General features: G+C 63.0%; 17 protein-coding genes and 1 pseudogene. 6 read left to right on the forward strand and 12 right to left on the reverse strand.

The window, feature by feature from the left end; translation table 11 throughout:
• Nucleotides 1-190: 190 nt before the first annotated feature.
• The gene (locus tag F7R26_RS32010; RefSeq protein WP_150986737.1) at nt 191-739 is read right to left on the reverse strand and encodes a hypothetical protein; all 549 of its coding nucleotides are present in this window, start codon (nt 737-739) and stop codon (nt 191-193) included.
• A 181-nt stretch (nt 740-920) separates the two neighbouring features.
• Nucleotides 921-1,796, reverse strand: coding sequence for a LysR family transcriptional regulator (locus F7R26_RS32015; protein WP_150986736.1), 876 nt, complete (start codon nt 1,794-1,796; stop codon nt 921-923).
• 97 nt (nt 1,797-1,893) lie between these two features.
• Here F7R26_RS32015 and F7R26_RS32020 point away from each other — a divergent pair, with 97 nt between their 5' ends.
• Nucleotides 1,894-3,291 carry an MFS transporter gene (locus tag F7R26_RS32020; RefSeq protein ID WP_150986735.1) on the forward strand — a complete coding sequence of 466 codons (1,398 nt, stop codon included), beginning with the start codon at nt 1,894-1,896 and terminating at the stop codon, nt 3,289-3,291.
• A 50-nt stretch (nt 3,292-3,341) separates the two neighbouring features.
• Here F7R26_RS32020 and F7R26_RS32025 read toward each other — a convergent pair.
• The 7 genes and pseudogenes from F7R26_RS32025 to F7R26_RS32055 form a co-directional block, all read right to left on the reverse strand.
• A pseudogene (locus F7R26_RS32025) lies at nt 3,342-4,534 on the reverse strand (cation:dicarboxylate symporter family transporter).
• Between the two features lie 23 nt (nt 4,535-4,557).
• Entirely contained in the window at nt 4,558-5,928 is a 1,371-nt protein-coding gene (locus F7R26_RS32030; protein ID WP_150986734.1) for a class-II fumarase/aspartase family protein, read from the reverse strand.
• Between the two features lie 515 nt (nt 5,929-6,443).
• A complete protein-coding gene (locus tag F7R26_RS32035) occupies nt 6,444-7,493 on the reverse strand; it encodes an alpha/beta fold hydrolase (protein WP_150986733.1) in 1,050 nt (349 codons plus the stop codon).
• Nucleotides 7,494-7,601: 108 nt separating this feature from the next.
• On the reverse strand, nt 7,602-8,669 hold the full coding sequence (locus F7R26_RS32040) for an alkene reductase (RefSeq protein WP_150986732.1): 1,068 nt from the start codon (nt 8,667-8,669) through the stop codon (nt 7,602-7,604).
• Between the two features lie 316 nt (nt 8,670-8,985).
• A complete protein-coding gene (locus tag F7R26_RS32045; protein WP_150986731.1) occupies nt 8,986-10,332 on the reverse strand; it encodes an epoxide hydrolase family protein in 1,347 nt (448 codons plus the stop codon).
• Nucleotides 10,333-10,467: 135 nt separating this feature from the next.
• The gene (locus tag F7R26_RS32050) at nt 10,468-11,361 is read right to left on the reverse strand and encodes an alpha/beta hydrolase (protein WP_150986730.1); all 894 of its coding nucleotides are present in this window, start codon (nt 11,359-11,361) and stop codon (nt 10,468-10,470) included.
• Between the two features lie 17 nt (nt 11,362-11,378).
• On the reverse strand, nt 11,379-12,197 hold the full coding sequence (locus F7R26_RS32055) for an enoyl-CoA hydratase/isomerase family protein (RefSeq protein WP_150986729.1): 819 nt from the start codon (nt 12,195-12,197) through the stop codon (nt 11,379-11,381).
• Nucleotides 12,198-12,372: 175 nt separating this feature from the next.
• Between F7R26_RS32055 and F7R26_RS32060 the strand changes: the two genes are divergently transcribed.
• Nucleotides 12,373-13,296 carry a LysR family transcriptional regulator gene (locus tag F7R26_RS32060; RefSeq protein WP_150986728.1) on the forward strand — a complete coding sequence of 308 codons (924 nt, stop codon included), beginning with the start codon at nt 12,373-12,375 and terminating at the stop codon, nt 13,294-13,296.
• A 778-nt stretch (nt 13,297-14,074) separates the two neighbouring features.
• On the opposite strand, the gene F7R26_RS32065 is transcribed toward F7R26_RS32060, so the two are convergent.
• Entirely contained in the window at nt 14,075-15,406 is a 1,332-nt protein-coding gene (locus tag F7R26_RS32065) for an aminotransferase-like domain-containing protein (RefSeq protein WP_150986727.1), read from the reverse strand.
• Between the two features lie 90 nt (nt 15,407-15,496).
• On the opposite strand from F7R26_RS32065, the gene F7R26_RS32070 reads away from it, so the two are divergent.
• Nucleotides 15,497-16,093 carry a DJ-1/PfpI family protein gene (locus F7R26_RS32070; RefSeq protein ID WP_150986726.1) on the forward strand — a complete coding sequence of 199 codons (597 nt, stop codon included), beginning with the start codon at nt 15,497-15,499 and terminating at the stop codon, nt 16,091-16,093.
• A 260-nt stretch (nt 16,094-16,353) separates the two neighbouring features.
• Nucleotides 16,354-17,130 (forward strand): enoyl-CoA hydratase, encoded by a 777-nt coding sequence (locus tag F7R26_RS32075; RefSeq protein WP_150986725.1) that lies wholly within the window; start codon nt 16,354-16,356, stop codon nt 17,128-17,130.
• A 34-nt stretch (nt 17,131-17,164) separates the two neighbouring features.
• Here F7R26_RS32075 and F7R26_RS32080 read toward each other — a convergent pair whose 3' ends face one another.
• Nucleotides 17,165-17,599, reverse strand: a complete 435-nt coding sequence (locus tag F7R26_RS32080; RefSeq protein WP_150986724.1) for a MarR family winged helix-turn-helix transcriptional regulator — start codon at nt 17,597-17,599, stop codon at nt 17,165-17,167.
• A gap of 255 nt (nt 17,600-17,854) precedes the next feature.
• Entirely contained in the window at nt 17,855-18,211 is a 357-nt protein-coding gene (locus F7R26_RS32085) for a SpoIIAA family protein (RefSeq protein ID WP_150986723.1), read from the reverse strand.
• Between the two features lie 703 nt (nt 18,212-18,914).
• Between F7R26_RS32085 and ppk1 the strand changes: the two genes are divergently transcribed.
• Complete coding sequence (ppk1, locus tag F7R26_RS32090; protein WP_150986722.1) at nt 18,915-21,002, forward strand: polyphosphate kinase 1; 2,088 nt, start codon at nt 18,915-18,917, stop codon at nt 21,000-21,002.
• Nucleotides 21,003-21,085: 83 nt separating this feature from the next.
• Nucleotides 21,086-22,615, forward strand: coding sequence for a CYTH and CHAD domain-containing protein (locus F7R26_RS32095; RefSeq protein ID WP_150986721.1), 1,530 nt, complete (start codon nt 21,086-21,088; stop codon nt 22,613-22,615).
• Nucleotides 22,616-22,904 lie beyond the last annotated feature (289 nt).

Below are 22,904 nucleotides of genomic sequence, written 5' to 3' on the forward strand. Positions count from 1 at the left end.
TGGTGCGGGGTGTGACATCGGGTCGCACTCACTGCCGCCGGATTGGCATTTGCGCCGGATGGCATCGCAAACGGCCCCTGTCCATTCATATTGGACCCTTTTTTCGGCGGAGGCCACCGCATCGCTCTTTAGCGTGCAAGCGCACCGGGGAATACCCGCCCCGCCCTTCACCGCCTTGCGCAGACGGCGCTCATCGTTCTTTGGCAACACGTTCGGCCTGTCGCCGAACCCGGGCAAGCATACGCCGCCGGATCAGCCCGCTGACGGGACGGATGATGTACCAGTAGGGAGCAAATCGGCGACGAACTGCCGCGGTTGGACAAAACACCCGGGTCTCCGTGCTCAGCACGGATGCGCCTGACGTATTGGCGTCTACGTTGAAGCTCATGACGAGCTGGCAGACGTCCGTTCTGGCGGTCGCCTTGAAGGCTTCGGGAGACCCAATGTCCAGCAAACCGTAATCCGCCCGCCAGAAAGCGCCGATCAGTCCGAACGCCAGCCCGGAATCCCCCTCGCGACCAAGAAACGTGAAATCGTCGAGATCAAGCGGGGGTCTGCTCGACCGTTTCATCCATCGCGACGGCAGTTCGCGCAGGCCAATGGCCAGCCGTACCAGCGGATCGTCTTGCGCACGTTGGCGAGCAACGCAATCCAGAATGATGTTTGCTGGCGCGTGTACGAGCGCAGCGTGTCGCTCGCGGAAATCATATTGAGGCAGAAAATCGTCAATCAGAGTCATTTATATTTTTTCCCACCGCACGCGAGATTTGCGTCTTATGGTCTGGGGCTCACTCCACGAAGAGAATTCTCTGTCATTCACACGTCGATTGTCGATGATCCAGGCGTCCGTGTCGACCGACCGATATTGGCGGGCCCGGCCACGTTAGCCGGCCCCAAGCAAGCGCTTGAAAGCCAGTTGCCTATTCCGAAACGGATCCAAATGCGCCGTGCCCGGCCACTACCTCGCCAAGAAAGTCCATCACCGCGCGCACAGGGGCCGAGCGCCGCAAGTCCCTGTGCACCACCAGCCAGATGTCGCGCGAGAATGCAGCGCCCTCGTGCTCCAGCCGTACCAGGCCTGCATCGTCATCCCCCAGGAAACAAGGCAGGCCTGCCACGCCCGCCCCTGCGCGGGCAGCGGCGAGATGGCCGCTGATATCGCTGAGTTCGCAGCCCACGGGCCTTGGACCCGCCAGCTCCAGCAGCCAGCGCTGCTGCGGCATGTCGGCGAACTGCGCATCGTAGGCAATAAAGGTCCAGTCGCGGGGATTGCGCAATGCCGGATAGTCGAGGCTTGCGTACAAGGCGAATGGCATCTGCCCCAGCTTGCGCACCACACTGCTCGACTCGCTGGGCCGCACCAGCCGTAGCGCTACGTCGGCCTCACGGCGCGTCAGCGACACCGCGCGGGCCTGCGCCGACACGCAGAGTTGGATACCTGGATAAGCCGCGCGGAAATCCGCCAGCCGGCCGGCCAGCAGATGTGTGGCCAGCACTGGTGGCGCACTGAGCGACACCTTGCCGCTCACGGGCTCGTGGCTGGCGCGCGTCTGCCTCTCGATAGCGAATGCGGCGGCTTCCATCGCCTTGGCGTGCTCGAAGACCGACACCCCGAGCGGCGTCAGGCGGCACGAGCGCGGCAAGCGCTCAACCAGAAGCGCTTGCAGCCCGGCTTCCAGCGCGGCCAGCCGGCGGCTGACCGTGGCGTGATCCACCTGCAAATCGCGCGCTGCGCCGGACAGCGTGCCGGTGCGGGCGACTGCCAGGAAGTGGCGAAGGTTTTCCCAATCGAGCATCTGTGCGTTTTCTCCAGGTTCGGTGGAGATTTTAGGGAATTTACGCAGATATGTCTGCAGCCTAGCATGCGCAGATCCTATCGTTGGAATCCATGCCATGCCTACCACCACCAACGCACAAAGGGCCACCCTGCTGGCCGCTGCGCTCGGCTTTGTTGTCGTCCTGCTGGACGTCAGCGTCGTCAACGTCGCCCTGAATACCTTGCGGCAAGGATTCGCCACCGATGTGGCGGGGCTGCAATGGGTGATCAACGCCTATACGCTGGTGTTCGCGGCGTTGCTACTGACCAGCGGAGCGCTCGGAGATCGCCTGGGCGCCAGGCGGGTGTTCCTGATGGGGCTCGCGCTGTTCACGCTGATGTCGGTGGCGTGTGGCGCGGCGGGCAGCCTGGCGATGCTGGTGGTGGCCCGGCTGGGCCAGGGCATTGGTGCGGCGCTGCTGGTGCCGAACTCGCTGTCGATGCTCCAGCGTGCCTTTCCCGATCGCGAACAACGCAGCCGCGCAGTCGGCTGGTGGGGTGCGATCGGTGGTATTTCGCTAGCGGCCGGGCCGGTGCTTGGCGGCTTGCTGGTGACCCACTTCGGCTGGCGCAGCATCTTCCTGATCAACCTGCCGCTGGGCCTGATTGGCCTGTATCTGACGTTGCGCCATGTCGCCGCCGATGGCGGCGGACATCAACGCGGCCTGGATTGGCCAGGGCAAGGCGCGGCCATACTGGCGCTGGCGGCACTCACCGCATCGGTCACCGAAGCCGGCCGTCTCGGCTGGGGACACGCCTGGGTGCAGGCGGGGCTGTGGCTGGCCTTGGCGTCGGCGGCCGCTTTCGTCCGCATCGAATCACGCAGTGCTGCGCCGATGCTGCCGCTGGCGCTATTGCGCATCCCCGCGTTCAGGGTGGCGTCACTCGCCGGTGTGATCGTGAATTTTGCTTACTATGGCCAGATCTTTGTCTTCAGCCTGTTCTTCCAGCTTCAGCAGGGACTATCGCCACAGCAGACCGGGCTGGCGTTCCTCCCGATGACGGTGGTGCTGATGGCAGTCAACGTGCTCGCCGGCCGCCTGATCACGCGGATGGGCACGAGATACCTGATGGTGCTGGGATTGCTCCTGGCCGCCCTGGGTTACCTGCTGCTGTTGCCGGTGCGCATCGACGGCCCCTACTGGCTGCTCGCCCCACCGATGCTGCTGGCCGCCAGCGGCATTGCACTGATGGTGCCGACCATGACCAATGTCACGCTGTCAGCCGTCGATGGCTCCCGCGCGGGCATCGCCTCCGGCGTCCTCAACGCAGCGCGGCAGGTGGGCGGTATGCTCGGTGTCGCGGGGTTCGGTTACCTGGTGCACGACACTGCCCCGCAGGCCTTCATGCACGGCATGCATCTCTCGCTCGGCCTCGCGGCCGCACTGCTGCTGGTGGGAGCCGTGATGTGCTGGTTTGGCATTCGCGCGGAACGTCCGTCCGCTAGTGAGGACGAGCGGCAAGGCGCCACTTGAACCTGATGCTCCTGAAGTGGCACCGTCGCTTGCTCGGCGGGCCGGTCCGATCACACTCCGGATTTCGACAGCGGGATACCGGCGCTGTGTGGATTGCCTTCCCTGGAGTCCTCGGGCAACAGGTTGCCATCGTCGAGCGCGGCATCGGCTTTGGCGGTTTCAGGAAAGCGCTCGGGATACAGATGCCGCTGCGCAGCCTCCCGGTCAAAGGTACCGGACCACTTGGCAATGACCACGGTAGCGACGCTGTTGCCGATCGTATTGCAGGTGGCGATCGCCATCGACAGGAAGCGGTAGACGCCGAAGATAACGGCCAGCCCTTCGACCGGCAGCATCCCGGTCGAAGTCACCGTTGCGGCGAAGACCACGAAGGAGCCGCCGGAGACGGTCGCCGCGCCCTTGGAAGTCAGCAGCATCAGCAACAGGATGCCAATCTGCTGATCGAGCGACAGCGGCACGCCGTAGGCATGCGCGATGAACATCACGCCCATGGCCATGAAGAGCGAGGTGCCATCCAGGTTGAATGCGTAGCCGGTTGGCAGCACCAGGCCGACGCAATCAGCACCGCGGTGCCGTTGCTGCCGACCGAATAGGCTACTGCGCCGAACGTGCCGATCGGCGCCAGTTTCATCACCAGGTTGATGAAGGAGAACAGTACCTCGGATATCTGGCCGAGGCCCTCGTTGATCTTCTCGCGCCGGCCTTCCGGAATGGCGAGGATGCCGATGCCGACCATCACCGCAAGCACCACCACCTGCAGCAGTTCGCCCTTGGCGAACGCCCCGACAAAGTTGTCTGGCACGACGTGGGCCATGAACTCGAGGAAGCCGTGCGGCCCGGCTTTGGCCACCACCGGCGGGGCGGCGCCGGTGGCTACCGTGGTCATGCCCTTGCCGATCTGCAAGAGGTTACCCGCCAGCATGCCCACGACCAGGGCAATGGTCGAAAGCACTTCGAAATAGAAGATGGAGCGCCAGCCGACGCGGCCGGCACTCTTCACATCGCCGGCTGATGCCATGCCGTGGACAATGGTGAGGAACACAAGCGGCGCCACGCCCGCCTTGATCAGCGAGAGGAACATGTCGCCGAGCAGCTTGAGCTGCGAGGCGAATTTCGGGAAGAGGAAGCCCACCGCGATGCCCAGCACCAGGGACACCAGCACTTGTATACCCAGCTTGCGATACCAGGGTAGTTTTCTCGGGGGCGAGATCAGCGCATCTGCGCTGGATGAATGGTTTTCCATATCTGTCTCCTCGATGCGGCTTCTTACACACCGCTCGACAGCGCGACGGCGCGGTCCACCATCTGCGGTGCCAGGCCGAGATAGTTGGCCGGATCCGTCAAACGGTCGATCGCCGCACGATCGAAGTGTTGCGTGACCTCAGGCAGCGCCATCAGCGCCTCGGCCAGCGTGCCGCCCTTCTCGTTCACGGTGCGGCAGGCGTCGTAGACGATGTCGTGCGCCTGCTGGCGGCCGGTAAAGGGGGCCATGCCCATCATCACCGCCTCGGCCACGATCAGGCCACGGGTGATGCCGAGGTTGTGCTTCATGCGTTCGGTATCGACGATGAGGCCGCCAAGCGCGAACTTCGCCTGGTAAAGGGCACCCGCAGTGAAGATGAAGCTCTCGGGAATCGCAATCCACTCCGCATGCCATGGGCCGGTCGCGCGCTCGAAGTCTTGCACCATGGCATCGACCATCAGGCCGGCATGCTGTCGCACGGCCTTCGAGGCGGCCAGCATCAGTTCGCTGGAGATCGGGTTGCGCTTTTGCGGCATGGTGCTGGAGGCGCCACGGCCTTTGACGAAGGGCTCGTAGACCTCGGCGAACTCGGTCGACGCCATGATCATGATGTCGAGTGCGATCTTGCCAAGGGAGCCCGTGATCAGTGCGAGCAGGTTCACCGCCTCGGCGAAGCCGTCCCGTGCCACATGCCAGGTGGTTGCCGGCACGCCCAGCCCAAGTTCCTCGGCCATCGCCTGCTGCACCGCGAAGCCCTTGTCGCCCAGCGAGGCCAGCGTGCCCGCCGCACCGGCAAACTCCACCACGGCCACCCGTGGACGCAATTGCGCCAGGCGCTGCTGGTGGCGGTCGAACATGGCGAGCCAGATCGCTACCTTGTAGCCAAAAGTGACCGGAAGCGCCTGCTGCAGGTGGGTGCGGCCGGCCATGGGCGTGTCGCGATGCTTGACCGCCAGGCCGGCCAGGATGCCACGCAGTTCGCGGATATCAGTATCGATGCTGTCGAGCGCGTCGCGCACCTGCAGTGCCACCGCGGTGTCCATGATGTCCTGCGTGGTCGCGCCCCAGTGCACGTAGCGGCCGGCATCGCCGCACATGCCAACCAGCTGATGCACCAGCGGCAGGATCGGGTACCCCACGATGTCCGTCTCCTCGCGCATATGGTCGAAGTCGATGCGCTCGATGCGCGACTCGCGCGCAATCACTTCCGCCGCCTCGGCCGGGATCACGCCGACGCGCGCTTCGGCCTTCGCCAGCGCGATCTCGGCGTCGATGTATCGCTGGATCAGCGCCCGGTCGGAGAAGATCTCGCGCATCCTGGCGGTGCCAAAGGCATCGCGGAACAGAATCGAATCAACAACGGTGCTAGCCACGGGGACGGGAAAAGTGGACATATCGGCCTCTGAGGTAATTGCTGGTTTCACGAACACACGCCAATATGTTCGAACATATTAAACATATAATATGTTTGAACATATTGGCAAGTATGGGTTTACCCTAGGACCTTGATCGCGGCGCGTTGCGGCCGCTGCATGGCCGAGATACGCCAGGATGTGCGTGCCTTCCATGTCGGCGACACCGACATCTCACGCGCCCTTGGGCTGACGCCGGGAGAGGCGGCACATCAGAGGCTGTGCGAGCGGCGACTCGCACAGGTGGATCACAGGTGGATGCATCCCGGTCGACGACGGCAGCCTGGTGCGGGAACAGCGCGCGATTCAGACCACGGGGCACACTGCGCGCACGCGTCGTGTGAGTGCCAGGAAGGTCGTCGCGTAGCACAGTTATCGCATCGCCCGTCGCGAACCGCGCGCGCAATCGGCGACAAGTCAGACGCAGTGCGATGCCTATTGGACTTTGCTCGCGGCCGCGATGATCGCGGCGGCAACTCGCGCGGTATGGCGTCGGTCTAGCTCGCTGCTTCGATTACTGCGTCCGCAAAGGCGTTGGGCGCTTCCTGCGGCAGATTGTGACCGACTCCGCCTGTGAGATTGCGGTGCACGTATTTGCCGACGAACTTTCTCGCATACGCCTCAGGCTCCGGATGGGACGCGCCATTGGCGTCGCCTTCGAGGGTGATCGTCGGCACGGTAATGACCGGCGCGGCAGCAAGACGCGCCTCCAGCGCATCGTATTGCGGCTCCCCGTTTGAGGCACCCAATCGCCAGCGGTAGTTGTCGATCACGATCGCAACGTGGTCCGGGTTCTGCAAGGCACTTGCGGATCGTTCGAACGTCGCATCGTCGAAGTGCCATTTCGGTGACGCAAGTTGCCAGATAAGCCTCGCGAAGTCGCGCCGATTCGCTTCATAGCCCTGCCTGCCCCGCTCCGTTGCGAAGTAGAACTGATACCACCACGCGAGCTCCGCCTTCGGCGGCAACGGCGCCTTGTTGCCCACCTGGCTACCGATCAGATAGCCACTCACCGAAACCAATGCCTTGCAGCGCTCCGGCCACAGCGCTGCCACGACGTTGGCCGTGCGCGCGCCCCAGTCGAAGCCGCCGATGATCGCCTTCTGGATCTTCAGCGCATCCATCAGCGCGATGAGGTCGACGGCGAGCACCGACTGCTGGCCATTGCGGACCGTATCCCGGGAAAGAAACCGCGTCGTGCCAAAGCCGCGCAGGTACGGGACAATCACCCTATAGCCCTTCGATGCGAGCCGAGGCGCGACGTTGGCGAAGCTCTCGATGTCATAAGGCCAGCCGTGGAGCAAGATCACGACAGGGCCATTGCCCGGGCCGACTTCCGCATACCCTACGTTCAGGACGCCGGCATCGATCTGCTTGATCTCGGCGAACGATGCAATTGACGCTGCGGTATGCGCGCTTGCAGCAGGCTGGCTCGACTTCTCGACTTGCGCGTTCGCTAGCCCGCTCAAGACCGATTCCATCGCACCAACGCTGACAACTGCCGTCCCCAGAAAGCGTCGACGACGGGTGTTTATCTGATTCGACATCAATACCTCCTCTCTTCAGGTTGATTCATTTCGCGCCAAGCACGCGTGGCGTGAGCCGACGCTTCGCTCTTTGCACTCAACCCGGCTAGGCCGGAAGCGCGCTCGGCTTCAGACCGCTTCATCGAGCAACGGATAGTCGTTGTAGCCGATTTCGTCGTCCGTATAGATCGTTTCCGGATTGACCCTATTGAGCGGTGCACCGCGTCGAAAACGCTCGACGAGATCCGGGTTGGCGATAAACGGACGCCCGAACGCCGCCGCGTCCGCCTCGCCGCGCTCGATAGCCAACTCAGCGCTCTCCCTCGTCAGCCCTTCGTTGAGAATGTAGGCCCCTTTGAAGACGCGCCGCACGTCGCGGCCGATGCGGTCGTCGCCGCGATCCAGCGCCTCGCGCGCAAAAATAAAAGCGAGGTTGCGCGCGTTGAGTTGCTCGGCGACATAAGTAAACAGCGCACGCGGATTCGAATCACGCACCGAGTACGCACTTGACATCAGGTTCAGATGCACGCCAATGCGGCCCGCCGGCCAGGCCGTGAGCAACGCGTCGACGGCCTCCAGCAAGAAGCGCGCGCGATTCTCGATCGAACCACCATAGCGGTCGGTCCGCAGGTTAGATCCGTCGTGCAGAAACTGATCAAACAGGTAGCCATTTGCCGCGTGAAGCTCGACGCCATCGAAACCAGCGCGTTTAGCGTTTTCGGCGCCGACCCTGAAATCCTCCACAATGCCGGGAATTTCTTCGGTCTCCAGCGCACGCGGTACCGTGTATGGGCGCTGAGGCCGCACACGCGTGACATGGCCTTCTGGCGCGATGGCGCTGGGAGCGACCGGAAGTTGGCCATCGTGGTACAGCGGGTCGGACACTCGCCCAACGTGCCACAACTGGGAGACGATCAGGCCGCCCGCCTCGTGGACCGCGGAAGTGACCTCTTTCCAGCCAGCAATCTGCCTCTCGGTCCAGATACCCGGCGTGTTGGGATAGCCGACGCCCTGAGGCGTGACCGAAGTAGCTTCAGTAATGACGAGTCCGGCGCTCGCACGCAGCGCGTAGTGCCGTGCGTTGAGGGCACTGGGACTACGCTCGGCGAACGCGCGCATGCGCGTGAGCGGTGCCATGATGATGCGGTTCGACAGCTTCAACGCGCCAATCTGGATGGGATCGAATAGTGTGGACATCTGCAGGATTCTCGTTTCGGTATTGAAGATAAAAGGGACGGTCGCTCCGTTTCCGTTGCCTGGACACGATGGGTGATGCAAAGGGCTGTCCAGATCGCCGTCCACGCTTGAGGACTAGCTGGCACACGACGCGCTATCCTCTCTTGCCACGCCACTCCGGGCTTCAATGGCTCTGATCCCGAAGTCGGTAAGCCCGGCGACGAAGTGCTCGGGCGTCGAAGTGGTCTTGTAGTGAAAGTGAATCGTCGACATGGCAAGTTCCTTGGCTGGCTGGGGCTGGTCGCTCAAAGGAATGGCTGGCGCGATGCCGGCCGCCCTACACCGTGACTCGCGCACGCAAGGGTCGGAAACCCGTGCGCAGCTCATCGGCGAAAGCCTTTGGCTGCTCCCATGCCGCGAAATGCCCTCCCTTTTCGAGGCGGTTGTAGTGGATGAGCTTTGAATAGGCTCGCTCGGCCCAGCTGCGTGGCGCCGCATAGATTTCGTCTGGGAAGACGCTTACGGCGACCGGGATGGTGACGTGCTTGACATCGAAGAACGCCAGCTTGTTTTCCCAATAGAGTCGCGCTGAAGAGATCGCGGTTTTCGTCAGCCAGTACAGCGTGATGTTGTCGAGGATGTCGTCGCGCGTGAGGCCCTCAGCTTGACCGTCGAACACCCGTGCGATGAGCGCTTGACTGGCCGCATCGTGGTCAAGGATCCAGCCGGCCAGGCCGATTGGAGAGTCTTCGATGCCATAGAGCGTTTGCGGGCGGTTCGCCATCTCGATCGCGTACCCGAGGCCATGCTTGAAGAAGGTGTCCAGCTGCCCGTATGCATGCTGCTCGTCCACGGACAGGCCGGCGGGCGCCGGCTCACCGTACTTGAGCGCCCTTGATACATCGGGGGGCACGGTCGCGGGCATATTGACGTGAATGCCAAGCAGCTCCGGCGGGGCAATCAGCGCCATCTGCTCCGACACGGCATCGCCCCAGTCACCGCCCTGCGCCACGAATCCCTTGTAGCCGAGGCGGCGCATCAGGGCAATCCATGCGTGCGCGATGCGCACCGGGTCCCAGCCGGTCGTCGTCGGCTTTCCGGAGAATCCGTAGCCGGGGATCGAGGGAATCACGACGTCGAACGCATCGGCTGCCTTGCCGCCATGTGCGGTCGGATCCGTAAGCGGGCCGATGACCTTCAACTGCTCGATCACCGATCCGGGCCAACCGTGGGTGATGATGACGGGCAGCGCGTTGGCGTGTTTCGACCGTACGTGGATGAAGTGGATGTCGACGCCATCGATGGTGGTCATGAATTGCGGCAAGGCATTCAGCCGGGCTTCCACTTTGCGCCAGTCGTGCTGGGTCGCCCAGTAGCGGGCGAGTTGCTGCATGGTTGCCAATCTAACGCCCTGCGATTCATCGGTGACGGTTTCCCGCGTGGGCCAGCGCGTTGCAGCGATCCGCCGGCGCAGATCCACCAGCGCCTCCTGCGGAACGGCTATGCGGTACGGGCGGATGGCATCCGTGGCGCCGACCGTCCCAACGGATGCCTGGGCAGCCGATGCCTCGCCGGCAAACACGGGCAGGCCAATGCCATAGCCGGCTGCTGCGGCGGAGACACCAAGAAAATCGCGACGGGTTAGCCGTTTCGCTTCCGGGAGAGGGTTGTCAAACGTTTTCATTCAGAATCCTTCATCTCGTATCAAATTTCCGTCGCTCCCGGGCGTCCCCGATGCGTTAGAACGGGGCTTTCGGCAATGGACTGAGCCTGGGCGACGGACGGCGGGCGCTGGTCGCCGACCGATCTGTCCGCGCCGTCAGAGGTTCTTCCTGAACCAGTCGACGGCCTCGCGCGAAGCGCTCGGAAGCTCAGCAAGGTAGGGATCGAAATGGCCGCCCTTGAGCATGACCATCCGCTTCGGTTCCAGTGCCAGCTCGTACGCCTTGAGCGCCAGGTCGGTGACGGCGATGTGGTCGCGCTCGGCGACCAGCATCAGCAGCGGGGTCGGGGATACGCGATCGATGAAGGCTCCTGGCGAGTACATGCGTGCCCAGCGCGTCGAGCGCAGCGTGAGCCTGTTTTCCCAGATGCCGTCCGGCACCGGGCGCAGGTAAAAGCTCACGGCATCCGCAGCCTTGTAGGCGGCCGGCCCGGAGGGATCGTTGGAGACGATCTGCTGCATCTCCGGCGGTTCGCCATTGAGTTGTGCCCGCTCGTCGGCCGCAAACCTCGCCTCGAGGTCGGCGACGGCCTCCGGCGGAACCCGCCGAAGCCCCGCGGCATGGCCGTCGATGGTGGGCGCTTGCGCCACCACCGCCTTCAGACGCCGGTCCGTCGCGCCCAGCACGATGGCATGCCCGCCGGCAAAGCTCGTGCCCCAGATGCCGATGCGGTTCTCGTCCACCTCCGGCCGCGCTTGCAGATAGGAGATCGCGCGGCGCCAATCAGCGATCTGTTGCCAGGGGTTGATGTCTTGCCTTGGCGCGCCGCCACTGTCGCCAAAGTTGCGGTGATCGTGTAGCAGTACGACAAAGCCGGCCTTTGCGAAGGCCTCGGCGAACGACGCGATGCCATGGTATTTCGTACCCGCGAAGCCGTGCGCCATGGTGATGGCCGGCAGCGGCGCGTTGTGGTGCTCCGGCACAAACAGCCATGCCGACAGCTCGATACCACCCTCGACGGGAAAACGTACGTCTTGCTTCTGAAACATCAATGCGCTCCTGGTTGTCATTCGGCAAGTTCGCCCAGCATCCGGGCGAGGTCCAGTTCCGCCTCGCGGGTCTGGAAGCCGCGCGCCATGGCAGCTTCCATTCGGCGTTGCGCTGGCAGGGACCGCACGTTCTCCCCGAAGAGATCGGAATCGCGGCGAAAATCTTCGACGGATGCCAGCGCGATGGCATTGACGCGCTCCTTGACCATCACGTGCCCGGCCGCCGGAAAACGTGCAATGCGTCGCGCCAGCGATGCGACGAAGTCGCCGAGCGATTGGGCGGGCAGCGCCCGGTTGATCCATCCATACCGTTCAGCGGTGTCCGCGTCGTAGTCCAACGCGCTCAGCATCACTTCGAGCGCCCGGCCGCGGCCCATCAGGCGGGTGAGGGACTGGGCCGCGCCGCCGCCGGGAATCAATCCGAACGCGGCTTCCATCTGGCTGAACACCGCGGTTTCCCGCGCAGCAAAGCGCATGTCGCACGCCAGCACGAATTCGCTGCCCGCGCCGCGCACACGCCCCTCGATCTGTGCAATGGAGACAAGCCGACTGGCGCTCAGGTGGCGGAACAGCAATGCGATCGATGGCTCTCCGGTCAGCTTTGCGGCTTCCTCGCGATACTCCTTTACCTTCGTCACATCTACGTGCGAGATGAAATAACCGGGGTCGGCACTGCTGAAGACGAGCACCTTGGTGCCGTCATCGGCTTCGGCGTCCCGGATCAGCGTGACCAGGTCGCGTACGAGCGCGGGTCCGAGCAGATTCATGGGTGGCGCGGCTATTTCCACGAACAGAACCGCTCCGTCGCGGTTCACCTTCAGCGTATCGAACGTCATGGTTGGCTCCTGATGGGCAAGACCGGAAACAGGCTATGGAACATGTGGTCGCGCGCCCAATACGTTGACGCAAAGGATGAAAAAGGCGCGTCCGGATAGATAGGGAATCTAGGCCTCTCCAGGTCCGTTGAGTAGCCGGTAGAATTGGGAATTACCCTTTCATCGGTGGAAGGCCATGGATCGACTCGAGGCGATGGTCATTTTGTTGGCGGCAATAGACACCGGAAGGCTTTCCGCCGCAAGTCGAAAACTTCGCATTCCTTTGGCGACCGTGAGCCGACGCGTGTCGGAGTTGGAGGCACACCTGAATGTGCGGTTGCTCGTGCGCGGTACCCGCAAGCTGACACTGACGGAAGCCGGGCGTGCCTATGTGACATCATGCCGGCGCGTTCTGGAGGAGATCGCGGAAATCGAACGTACGGCTTCGGGCGAATATCATGCGCCGCAGGGCGAACTCGTGATCAGCGTGCCGCCCGTGCTGGGCCGCATTCACGTCATGCCGGTGATCGTTGACTTTCTACGTGCGTTTCCGCAAGTCCGCATGCGGGTGCAATTGACGGACCGGCTCGTCAATCTGCTGGACGAGCGGGTGGATCTGGTGCTGCGAATTGGAGAGCAACCGAGCAGCAGCTTGATTGGCACGCGTATTGGCCTGCTTCGGGAAGTGGTATGCGCAAGCCCCGCCTACCTGAAGCAGCGTGGGGCACCCGAGAAGCCTGAAGATCTTCTTTCACACGACTGCGTGACATACGAAGGGTATGCGGTTGGCAGCAACTGGGAATTTCTCTCGAAAGGGCGGCCGCTGAAGATCGAGGTGCCATCCCGGCTCGTAGTGAACTCAGTGGAAGCTGCCGTCGTTGCCGCGGCGCAGGCGGCGGGCATTGCACGGGTGGCGTCGTACCAGATCGAAGAACTGGTGAAGTCGGGCAGCCTCAAGATGCTGCTGGAAGCCTTCGAGCCGCTACCGGCGCCGGTCAATCTGATATACGCGGGCCAGGGCCAGATACCGCTCAAGCTTCGGGCATTCATCGATTTTGCGGTGCCGAGATTGAGGGAAAGGCTCGGCCTGGCGCGCGCCGCGGGTCCACGGACGCCATAGCCGCGCCGAAGGCGTGCCTCGACGCCGGCCTCGGAAGACGTCATTTCATGCCAGACGCCCCGGAACTTCACTTGCGCGAAGAACGAATTCGCCCCGGTGACCTGGTTATGCAGCGCGGTAATCGCTGCCGCGAATTCCTCCTATGGCCCCGGGGATAGAAACCTGCGGATGCGGAATCAGTGTATGGAGGCATGAAGGTTTCCTTACCGAGCCATGGAAGAGACTTGCTCTGTGGTGCCGCGTCAGGCTCACTACGCCTGAGGTGGTAAGCCAGGCTGGCGTACACGCAGATCACAAACCAGAGTGCGCCGAAGGCAATCAGGAAGTCATCCATGATTCCTCCGTTTTCCCTGCCATGTCGGTCACCTCGCGGGCACGACCTGGCGCTTGCGAGAAAGCGTTGTCAGGCGATTTCATTGAGCTCCTTCCTATCGGGACGAACTGACGAATCTTCGGCGCTGGTGTTCGCTGCACCACCCTGGGCGATGCCGGCCAACTGCGCTACGTCACTATCGTAAAGCCGATAACCAGTACATTCAAATAATTGTCATGGATACACTCCGCAAGGCTCCGGCGCGGCGGCACGAACCGATGATTTCGGCGCGGTGCCGACCCGGCAGCGCATCGTGAATGACTGGATTGGGTCTGTCGGATGCCGTAGCGAGCCAATGCGCGGGCACTGTCGGCTCCCGCAGCCACGCGCGAATCCGGCAACACAACAGTGCTCTGGAGAAGAACTACCAGCAAGCCGCCAGCCGGATCGCGCCCTGCCCGTAGGTCAGAAGGTCTGATCGGCAATCACTCGGGCCACGGCTTCCAGGGAATGCCTGAGTGTGGCCAAGCTGACGGAGCCAATTGCCAGCCGTATGGCGTGCGGCACATGAGCGGATGTCGAGAACGGATGGGCCGTCGACACTGAAATCCGTTCGCGCATCAACGCCATCGCGATCGCGTCCGCGCGAACCTCCTGTGCCAGGGGAAGCCAGATGAAGTACGACGCGGGATGACTGATCCTCCTCAACGGGCCCAGGACTTCAGCGGCAACGCCCTGACGCTGCATGGCGTCCCGCCGCTTGTCGGCTTCAAGTCTGGCCACCGTGCCGTCCTCGAGCCAGCCGCAGGCGATGGCCGTCATGGTCGCCGGGGTGTTCCAGGTCGTTGCCCGGATGGCCCTTTCTAGCCTGGGAATCCATTCACGCGGTGCACAGACAAAACCGACGCGCAGACCGGTCGCGACACTCTTCGACAAGCTCGACACATAGACCGTCGTCTCCGGCGCAAGGGATGCCAGTGGAGGTGGAGCGCCTTTAGCCAGGAATGCGTAGGCGGCGTCTTCAATGAGTATCAGTCCGTGTTCTCGGGCAATGGCGACAAGCTCCCGACGCCACCTTGCACTCATCACCCAGCCAAGCGGGTTATGGAGCGTCGGCATGGTGTACACGGCCCGTACCCGCCGCCGCCGGCACAGGGCCGCCAATGCGTCCAGGTCGGGGCCGTTCTCGGTGGCAGGAATCGGCGCGAGTTCCAGCCGATTGGCCTCGGCAGCAAGCTTGAATCCCGGGTAAGTCAGGGCGTCCACTGCAACCACGTCGCCGGGCTCAAGCAAGGCCATGGCGGTTATCGTCAGCCCCTGCTGTGCACCACTCACCAGCAACGCCGTTTCCGCCGATGCGGCCAGCCCCCGGCTGGCCAGGTGGCGCGCCACCGTCGCCCGCTCGTGCTCACGTCCGCCGTGGGGCTGGTATCGAAGCAGGGCCTCCAGGTCACCTGCGGCTGCGAGCTGGCGCAGCGCCGCCCTGAGAAGGTCTGCCTGGCCCGGCAATGAAGGATTGTTGAAGCTCAGGTCCACCGTGTCATCGCTCCATGCCTGCAGATCGATGCCCTGGCCGCGAGGGAGCGCCTCCTTGACGAACGTGCCGCGGCCGGTTTCGCCGCTTACCAGTCCCATGACCTGCAACTCCGCATAGACACGCGTGGCCGTGACCAGCGCCAGTCCTTCGCGTGCCGCGAGATCGCGGTGCGTTGGCAGCCGCGTCCCGGGACGCAGGCGCCCCGCGCGGATGTCGGCCGCAAGACGGTCGACCAGTTGCTTGTAGCGAGGCTGAGGCATGCCTGAGCGTATCCATGACAATTATTTGAGTGTATTGATTATCGGCTCTACGATGTCGCATTACAACGTCCCCACTCGCACGAGGCTCCCATGCACATCGCCATCCTGACCTTTGAAGGCTTTAACGAACTCGACTCCCTGATCGCGCTCAACATCCTCAATCGGGTAAAAGTGCCCGACTGGCGGGTTTCGATTGCCAGCCCGGCGGCCAAAGTGCGTTCGATGAACGGCGTGGTGCTGGAGGCGCAAGCATCCCTGAAGGACGCTTGCGATGCCGACGCGGTGCTGGTGGGCAGCGGGGTTCAGACCAGGAACGTTGTTGCCGATGCCGCCTTGATGTCGCAGCTGGGGTTCGACCCGACGCGCCAGTTGCTTGGCGCGCAGTGCTCGGGAACGCTCTTACTTGCAAAACTGGGCCTGCTGGACGGCGTTCCGGCCTGCACGGACCTGACCACCAAGCCTTGGGTCGAGGAGGCAGGTGTGGCCGTGCTCAATCAGCCGTTCGTGGCCAAGGGGAACGTCGCGACCGCCGGCGGCTGCCTGTCGTCGCAGTATCTGGCGGCCTGGTTCATCGCGCGTCTGAAAGGTGTCGAGGCTGCACGTAGTGCGATTCACTATGTGGCGCCAGTGGGAGAAAAGGAGGCCTACGTGACGCGTGCGATGGCGAACATTTCGCCGTTCCTCTAATCCGCGCTGCGTCTCGCATGGCAGGTTACTGCGGGCACTCGGCCAGTTTCGATCCGTCGACCAGGAGCGGCAGGCCCATTCAGTCTACAGCCAGACCCAAGCCTGCCTATTGCCGTCACCGGACATCCCCGCGTGCGGGACGCTCTCGATGCACTGACTCGGCCAGGTGTTTACTTCGCATGCGAATTTTTTATATACTTCGCATGCGAACCAAAACCGGATGCCTGCACGGCATCCCGCAACCCATCTGGAGACCGACCATGACCTCGGAAATTCGTGTTGACCTAACCGGCGGCGTTTTGACCATTACGATTGCCCGGGCAGACAAGAAGAATGCCTTGACGAACGAGATGTACGGCGCACTCGCCGACACTATCGAGCAGGCTCAGCAGGACCGCCATATCCGTGTATTGCTGCTGCAGGGGGACGGGGACATTTTTACGGCGGGCAATGATGTGGGCGAATTCGCAGCAATAGCGGCGGGAAATGGCCCCAGCGAACGCCACGTGCAGCGCTTTCTGCGCGCCCTTGCCAACTCGACCGTGCCAATTGTCGCCGCGGTCAACGGCAAGGCCGTCGGCATTGGCACCACCATGTTGCTGCATTGCGATTACGTCGTGCTCGCGCAGGATGCTCAACTGATCATGCCCTTCGTGAACCTTGCCCTTGTTCCCGAGGCGGCTTCGAGTTACCTGCTGCCCCTGCGCATCGGGCACGTCAGGGCCTTCGAGATGTTCGCGATGGGCGAGCCGCTTGACGCGCAAACCGCCGTGGCATGGGGCATCGCGAACAAGGTTTGCGCCAATGACCAGTTGCGGGCAAACGCGCGCCTGATGGCCGAAAAGATTGCCGCCAGGCCCGCCGGGTCGCTTCGCGCAATGAAAAAGCTCATGCGAGACGCGGAGAAACTGGTTTCGCAGATGAACAGCGAAAGCGCCAGGTTCGAGGAGCGGCTGGCCAGTGCCGAAGCCAAGGAAGCCTTCTTGGCCTTCGCCGAGAAGCGCAAACCGGACTTCACCAAGGTCGCCCCGCAGTAAGTCGAGTGCCTCGCTGTCCGGCCGCTACCCAGCGTTACACCTCGCCGTCGTCGGCGGCCGGAAACTTCGTCTGCAAGCTGGTCAGCCACCGCGCTACCACGTCAATCTCGGCCGCGGTAAAACCTTCGGTCAGTCTGGCATTCGTTTCCTTCATGCCAGCCTTGGCACGCTGGCGAGCCGAGCGTCCTGCCTCTGTCAGCCATAGGCGCGATGCACGGCGATCGGTCTCGTCCGGCCGGCGCTCGATCAGGCCGGCCCTTTCGGTCCGGTCAGCCAGACCGCTCATCCCGGGTGCGCCCAGGTCCAGCGCTGCGGCGGCCTCGCTCATCAGCGCGCCGTCGTTGCTGCCCAGAAAGAAAAGCAGCCCAGCCTGGGCCGCTGTCGCACCGCCCGTAGCCGTGCGTACTTGCGACCACCGATGCAGTCGACGCTGGCCGACATTCAGTAGATAGACGAGGCGATGCTCCATGTCTGTGACGGATATAGGAAGTTATTTAGTTCACATGCGAATTTTATCACGTGCCCGGTGTTGGCCGTCGAGGTGGTGTGTCGACGGAATCGACTGAGGCTTGTTGCCGCGACCGACCAAAGTATGGCTAATGGTATGCAATGGCTCCGAGCGGTGAGATCCGCGAGAGTCGAGTCTGCATCTTGCAATGCCGCCAGTCGGCAACCCTGGCTCGGACGGCCGCGACGAAAAAAAAGCCGCTAAGCGGCGCGGGGCTCAGGCATTGATCCAGGCGCGCGCCTGATCCAGCTCGTTGACGTGGAACGCCTTGACTTCGGCCTTCGTGAAGAACCGCGCCAGATGCATCGAGGCGTGGATCCATCCCGCATCGGCCACCACGGCGGCGCGTGTGATTTTGCGGGCCACGGAAACGCCGAGCGTCAGGTCGGTCCACAGCGCCTTTGGCTCGATGCCGGTGAAATGCTCGATGCGTTCGAGCACGCGGGTCTTGCCGTTCAGTTCGAGATCCTCTCGCAGGCGCGCGATGGCTTCGCGCAGATCGTGGTCAGTGATTTTGCCTTCGACGGAAATCTCGACAACCGGGGAATCGGGGGCGGTGTGATACAGGATCATGGCAGGACCATTTGGCTGGGGATACGTTACACGCTCAGGCACGGGAAAACCTGGCGTTCGATCACCTCCTGATAGTACGCCTGATGGCGGAAATTCATCGCCGTCGTAGATCGAACTCGGTCACGCTACGGTCTCCTGACCGGGCAGTACCGCCCTCCTTCCCCGACCACGCTCACCGAAATCCGCGACCGCGTTTGGAAAGACTATTCGCGTTTCTCCCGATCGGCTCGTTGACGCAGGCGGAATTCATCGGTGGCCCGACGAACGGCGAAGAGCGCCAGATCGCTCTCGACACGGGGTGAACGAAGCCACCAGGTCGGTGGCTCTTTTTGTTTGCGGCGCTGGCACGACTTGGCGGCCTAGCCCCAGGCGAATTGTGATTCAAACGGCAACTAATAAGCCTGATCCATGATTTGGACGATTGACCGTTAATCCCTGCGCTTGTGGGGTTTCAAGTCGAGGGGTGTCGCTTCATCTCGGCTCTGTTTGCCTGCTGGTTCCGAGCGACTCAGCACGCCAGTTCGGCAGAATCTTACGTGCGCCCCATGGGCTACATATAAGGCTGTATTTGGCGCAATCCGACAATAAAAGTGAGCTATTATGACACTGGCATGTCATAAACACTCACACAGCACTCAACCAGCCCGATATGGACGAAAGCGCGACATTGATCTCGCAGGAGGGCTCCTCGCGGGCCGTCACAATGAAATTTGCAGAGAGGCGCGCCGAAGCGCCTCCAAGCCCGGCGGGCGAAGCGCTTTACTTCAACCGGGAACTCAGTCTGCTGGAATTCAACCGGCGGGTTCTTGCCCAGGCCGAACATCCGCACACGCCTTTGCTGGAGCGCTTGCGCTTCCTTTGCATCTTCAGCAGCAATCTCGACGAGTTCTATGAGGTCCGTGTCGCGGGGCTGAAGGAACAGATCAAAGTCCAGTCCGCTGCGACTGGCCCGGATGGACTGGGCGCACAACGCGTCCACGCCCTGGTTAGCGCCAAGGTGCGGGACCTGGTGGCGCACCAGTACCGGCTGTTCAATGAAGTATTGATTCCCCAGCTCGCCGAACAGGGGATCCGTTTCCTGCGCCGCCCCAGCTGGACTGCCGCGCAGTCGGAGTGGATCAGGACCTATTTCTTCCAGCAGCTGATGCCGATCCTGACTCCCATCGGCCTGGACCCGACTCACCCCTTTCCGCGCGTACTGAACAAGAGCCTGAACTTCGTTGTCGAGCTACAGGGGCGGGACGCCTTTGGCCGCAGCCATCGCGCGGCCATTGTCCAGGCGCCGCGCGCGCTGCCGCGCGTTATCCGCTTGCCCAGGGAAGTCGCCGGCTGCGAGCATGGCTTCGTCTTCCTGTCATCCATCCTGCACGCCCACGTGGGCGAATTGTTCACGGGCATGGAGGTGCGCGGCTGCTACCAGTTCCGCGTAACCCGCAACAGCGAGCTGTTCGTCGATGAGGAGGAGGTCAAAAATCTGCGTGAAGCCTTGCAGGGTGAGCTGCCGCAGCGGCATCTCGGCGCCGCGGTGCGGCTGGAGGTGGCTGGCAACTGCTCCGCGGAGATGACGCGCTTTCTGCAAGAGCAATTCGAGCTGGACGATGCGGATGTGTTCTGCGTGGACGGACCGGTCAACCTGGTGCGCTTGATGAATGTGCCGGAGAAGGTCGAACGCCCTGACCTGAAGTACCCGCCGTTCCGCCCGGGGTTGCCAAAGGCGCTGCAGCGTCAGCCGGATATGTTCCGCGCGATCCGCGATGGCGATATCCTGCTGCACCATCCCTATCAATCTTTCAGCCCAGTTGTCGACTTCATCCAGCAGGCTGCGCAAGACCCGGACGTGGTGTCGATCAAGCAGACGGTGTACCGCGCCGGCCATGACTCGGCCCTGCTGCAGGCGCTCATCGATGCCGCGCGGGCAGGCAAGGAAGTCACTGCCGTGGTGGAACTTCTGGCTCGCTTCGACGAGGAGGCCAATATCGGCTGGGCCGCGGCACTGGAGCAGGCCGGCGCCCATGTGGTCTACGGTGTGGTCGGCTTCAAGGCGCATGCCAAGATGGCCCTGGTGCTGCGGCGCGAAGGCCGGCACCTCAGGCGCTATGCGCACCTGGGCACCGGCAACTATCACGGCCAGACCACCAAGGTCTACACGGATTTCGGTCTGCTGACCTGTAACGATGGCATCGCCGAGGACGTGGCCAGTGTCTTCGGGCAACTGACCGGGCTGGGCCAGACCAGCCAGCTTGCCCGCATCTGGCAATCGCCGTTCACCCTGCACGCGGCCTTGCTGACGGCGATCGGGCGCGAGGCCGAGCACGCCAGGGCGGGACGCAAGGCAAGAATCATCGCCAAGATGAATGCATTGCTGGAGCCAGGCATCATCGATGCCCTTTACCAGGCATCGTGCGCGGGCGTCAGGATCGACCTGATCGTGCGGGGTGCGTGCGCATTGCGCCCGGGCATTCCCGGTTGCTCGGAGAACATCAGGGTGCGCTCGGTCATCGGCCGCTTTCTCGAGCATTCGCGCATCTACTACTTCTACAATGACAAGGCGGAAGACGTGATGCTATCCAGTGCTGACTGGATGGGGCGCAATCTCTTCCGGCGCATCGAGGTGTGCTTTCCCGTGACCGACAAGCGTCTCAAGGCGCGCGTCATCGACGAGGGGTTAAAGCCATACCTGAAAGACAAGCGAGACACATGGGAAATGACCGCCAACGGCACTTACCGCCGTCGGCGCGGCCGCGTACCGTTCGCCGCGCAGGATGCCCTGCTCCGCACGCTGGCGGCGTGAACAGACGCAGGTAACGCTTTGGCGCAAGCCAGTGGATGACGCCACCGACCAGGGGCTGTCTGGCAGCATGTGGGAGGCCGGAAATGGAGCGCGAGCTGAAGCTGGAGTTGCAGCAGGACCAAGCCGATGCGCTGCTAGCCTTGCCCCTGGTGGCTTCGTTCTGTGTCGAGCCACCACACGAGGCATTGCTTGTCAGCACCTATTTCGATACGCCCGGCTTGCGCCTGAGGCAGCATGGGGTCTCCCTGCGCGTGCGCCAGGCGGGGGCGCACTACGTACAGACGCTGAAAACGCGCGGAACCCGCCAAGCGGGTCTTTATGCGAGAGACGAGTTTGAATCCGCGGTCCCCACCAACCGGCCCGATCTCGATGCGCTCAGGGCGCTGGTGCCGGGCACTACCGATCTGGGCCTGCTGATTCGCGAGGGCGATCTGGCGGACCAGTTACAGCCGGTGTTCGTTACCAACGTGCAGCGCACCGTTGCGCTGTTGCGCTTGCCGCAGGGGGACGAAGTCGAGCTGGCGCTGGATCGGGGTATTGTCCAGGCCGGGGACGCCACGGCACCCATCCGGGAACTGGAGATGGAGATCCAGGCCGGCAATGCGGCGCATTTGTATGCGTTTGCCCTGCACTTGCTTGCATCGGTACCGATGCGCCTGAGCCGCGTCAGTAAAGGGGACCGAGGCTACGAGCTGCTCGCCGGCATGCGGCTGGAAGCAGTCCACGCCCAGCCCCTCAAGCTCGGCCGGAAGGTCACGGTGGAGACCGTGTTTCAGGTGATTGCCCGGAACTGCCTGGCTCAAATCTGCGGTAACGAGCGCGGGGTGATCTGTGGCGACGCCCCGGAAAGCGTGCATCAGATGCGCGTGGGGCTGCGCCGCCTGCGTTCCGCGCTCGATCTTTTTGCGACGTCGATTGTTTTCCCTACAGGGCTGGTAGCCGAGTTGAACTGGATCGCGGGAGAGCTCGGGCCCGCACGCGATTGGGAAGTGCTCGCGAATACCACCCTGCCAGCGGTATTCAAAGGCGCGCCGGAGGATCTGCTGACAGAGCCGCTGCACAGCGTGGCGGCGATGGCCGGCGAGAAACGGCGGCACGCCGCACAGGCAGTTGATTCCGAACGGTACACGCGACTGATCCTGGAGCTTTGCCGGTGGCTGGAAAGTGCTGACTGGCGTCGGGATCTGGACGAAACGCAGCGCGCCTCGCTTGCAGGAAGTGCAAGCGATTTCGCACTTGCGAGATTGCATGAGCGGCATCGCAAGCTGCTAAAGCGCGGCCGCGGCCTGGCCAGGCTGGATCCGCGCCGGCTCCATCGCGCCCGCATCGCTGCAAAGAAGCTACGCTATGCGACCGAGTTCTTCGGGTCACTGTACCCGGAAAAGCGCACACGACGATACCGGGACCTATTAGCCCGCCTGCAGGACGACCTGGGCTGGCGCAACGACATGACCGTCGCGGATGGTCTGCTTGGCCGCCTGCAGAACGAGCAGCAGGAAGCCTGTGCCGGCGCCAGCTATGCGCGCGGCTATATTGCCGCCCTGGTGTCCGCCGACAAGGAAGCCTTGCGACGCATATGGAAGCGGTTCAAGGTAATTTCTCCGCCAGTCTAAAACGCGGCCTCGCTAATGGGAAACCAGCACGGGTATCTTCAAGGACAGGAGAATGGACTCTGTGACGCCGCCGAATATGAACGCCATCCACATCGGGTGAGAGTAGCCGCCCATCACCAAGAGATCATACGGCCCCTGCTCAATCTGTTTCCGGAGTGCATGATGAGCGATCGGCAAGGGGTGGGTTTCCGGCGAGCCTTGCCATTCGTACTGGCCAGCAATGACAAGGTCCGCGTAGCGGGCTCTGTCGCGAATACCCTCGACGACGTCGCCTGCTGTCTCGAACCAG

Source organism: Cupriavidus basilensis, assembly GCF_008801925.2.
Lineage (GTDB): Bacteria > Pseudomonadota > Gammaproteobacteria > Burkholderiales > Burkholderiaceae > Cupriavidus > Cupriavidus basilensis.

Excerpts from the sequence above, each read along its gene's own strand:
- F7R26_RS32030 (WP_150986734.1), bottom strand. The coding sequence starts at position 5,928 with ATGTCCACTTTTCCCGTCCCCGTGGCTAGCACCGTTGTTGATTCGATT.
- F7R26_RS32020 (WP_150986735.1), top strand. The coding sequence starts at position 1,894 with ATGCCTACCACCACCAACGCACAAAGGGCCACCCTGCTGGCCGCTGCG.
- F7R26_RS32035 (WP_150986733.1), bottom strand. The coding sequence starts at position 7,493 with ATGTCGAATCAGATAAACACCCGTCGTCGACGCTTTCTGGGGACGGCA.
- ppk1 (WP_150986722.1), top strand. The coding sequence starts at position 18,915 with ATGAAATTTGCAGAGAGGCGCGCCGAAGCGCCTCCAAGCCCGGCGGGC.
- F7R26_RS32060 (WP_150986728.1), top strand. The coding sequence starts at position 12,373 with ATGGATCGACTCGAGGCGATGGTCATTTTGTTGGCGGCAATAGACACC.
- F7R26_RS32095 (WP_150986721.1), top strand. The coding sequence starts at position 21,086 with ATGGAGCGCGAGCTGAAGCTGGAGTTGCAGCAGGACCAAGCCGATGCG.
- F7R26_RS32040 (WP_150986732.1), bottom strand. The coding sequence starts at position 8,669 with ATGTCCACACTATTCGATCCCATCCAGATTGGCGCGTTGAAGCTGTCG.
- F7R26_RS32010 (WP_150986737.1), bottom strand. The coding sequence starts at position 739 with ATGACTCTGATTGACGATTTTCTGCCTCAATATGATTTCCGCGAGCGA.
- F7R26_RS32050 (WP_150986730.1), bottom strand. The coding sequence starts at position 11,361 with ATGTTTCAGAAGCAAGACGTACGTTTTCCCGTCGAGGGTGGTATCGAG.
- F7R26_RS32070 (WP_150986726.1), top strand. The coding sequence starts at position 15,497 with ATGCACATCGCCATCCTGACCTTTGAAGGCTTTAACGAACTCGACTCC.
- F7R26_RS32055 (WP_150986729.1), bottom strand. The coding sequence starts at position 12,197 with ATGACGTTCGATACGCTGAAGGTGAACCGCGACGGAGCGGTTCTGTTC.
- F7R26_RS32065 (WP_150986727.1), bottom strand. The coding sequence starts at position 15,406 with ATGCCTCAGCCTCGCTACAAGCAACTGGTCGACCGTCTTGCGGCCGAC.
- F7R26_RS32015 (WP_150986736.1), bottom strand. The coding sequence starts at position 1,796 with ATGCTCGATTGGGAAAACCTTCGCCACTTCCTGGCAGTCGCCCGCACC.
- F7R26_RS32080 (WP_150986724.1), bottom strand. The coding sequence starts at position 17,599 with ATGGAGCATCGCCTCGTCTATCTACTGAATGTCGGCCAGCGTCGACTG.
- F7R26_RS32085 (WP_150986723.1), bottom strand. The coding sequence starts at position 18,211 with ATGATCCTGTATCACACCGCCCCCGATTCCCCGGTTGTCGAGATTTCC.
- F7R26_RS32075 (WP_150986725.1), top strand. The coding sequence starts at position 16,354 with ATGACCTCGGAAATTCGTGTTGACCTAACCGGCGGCGTTTTGACCATT.
- F7R26_RS32045 (WP_150986731.1), bottom strand. The coding sequence starts at position 10,332 with ATGAAAACGTTTGACAACCCTCTCCCGGAAGCGAAACGGCTAACCCGT.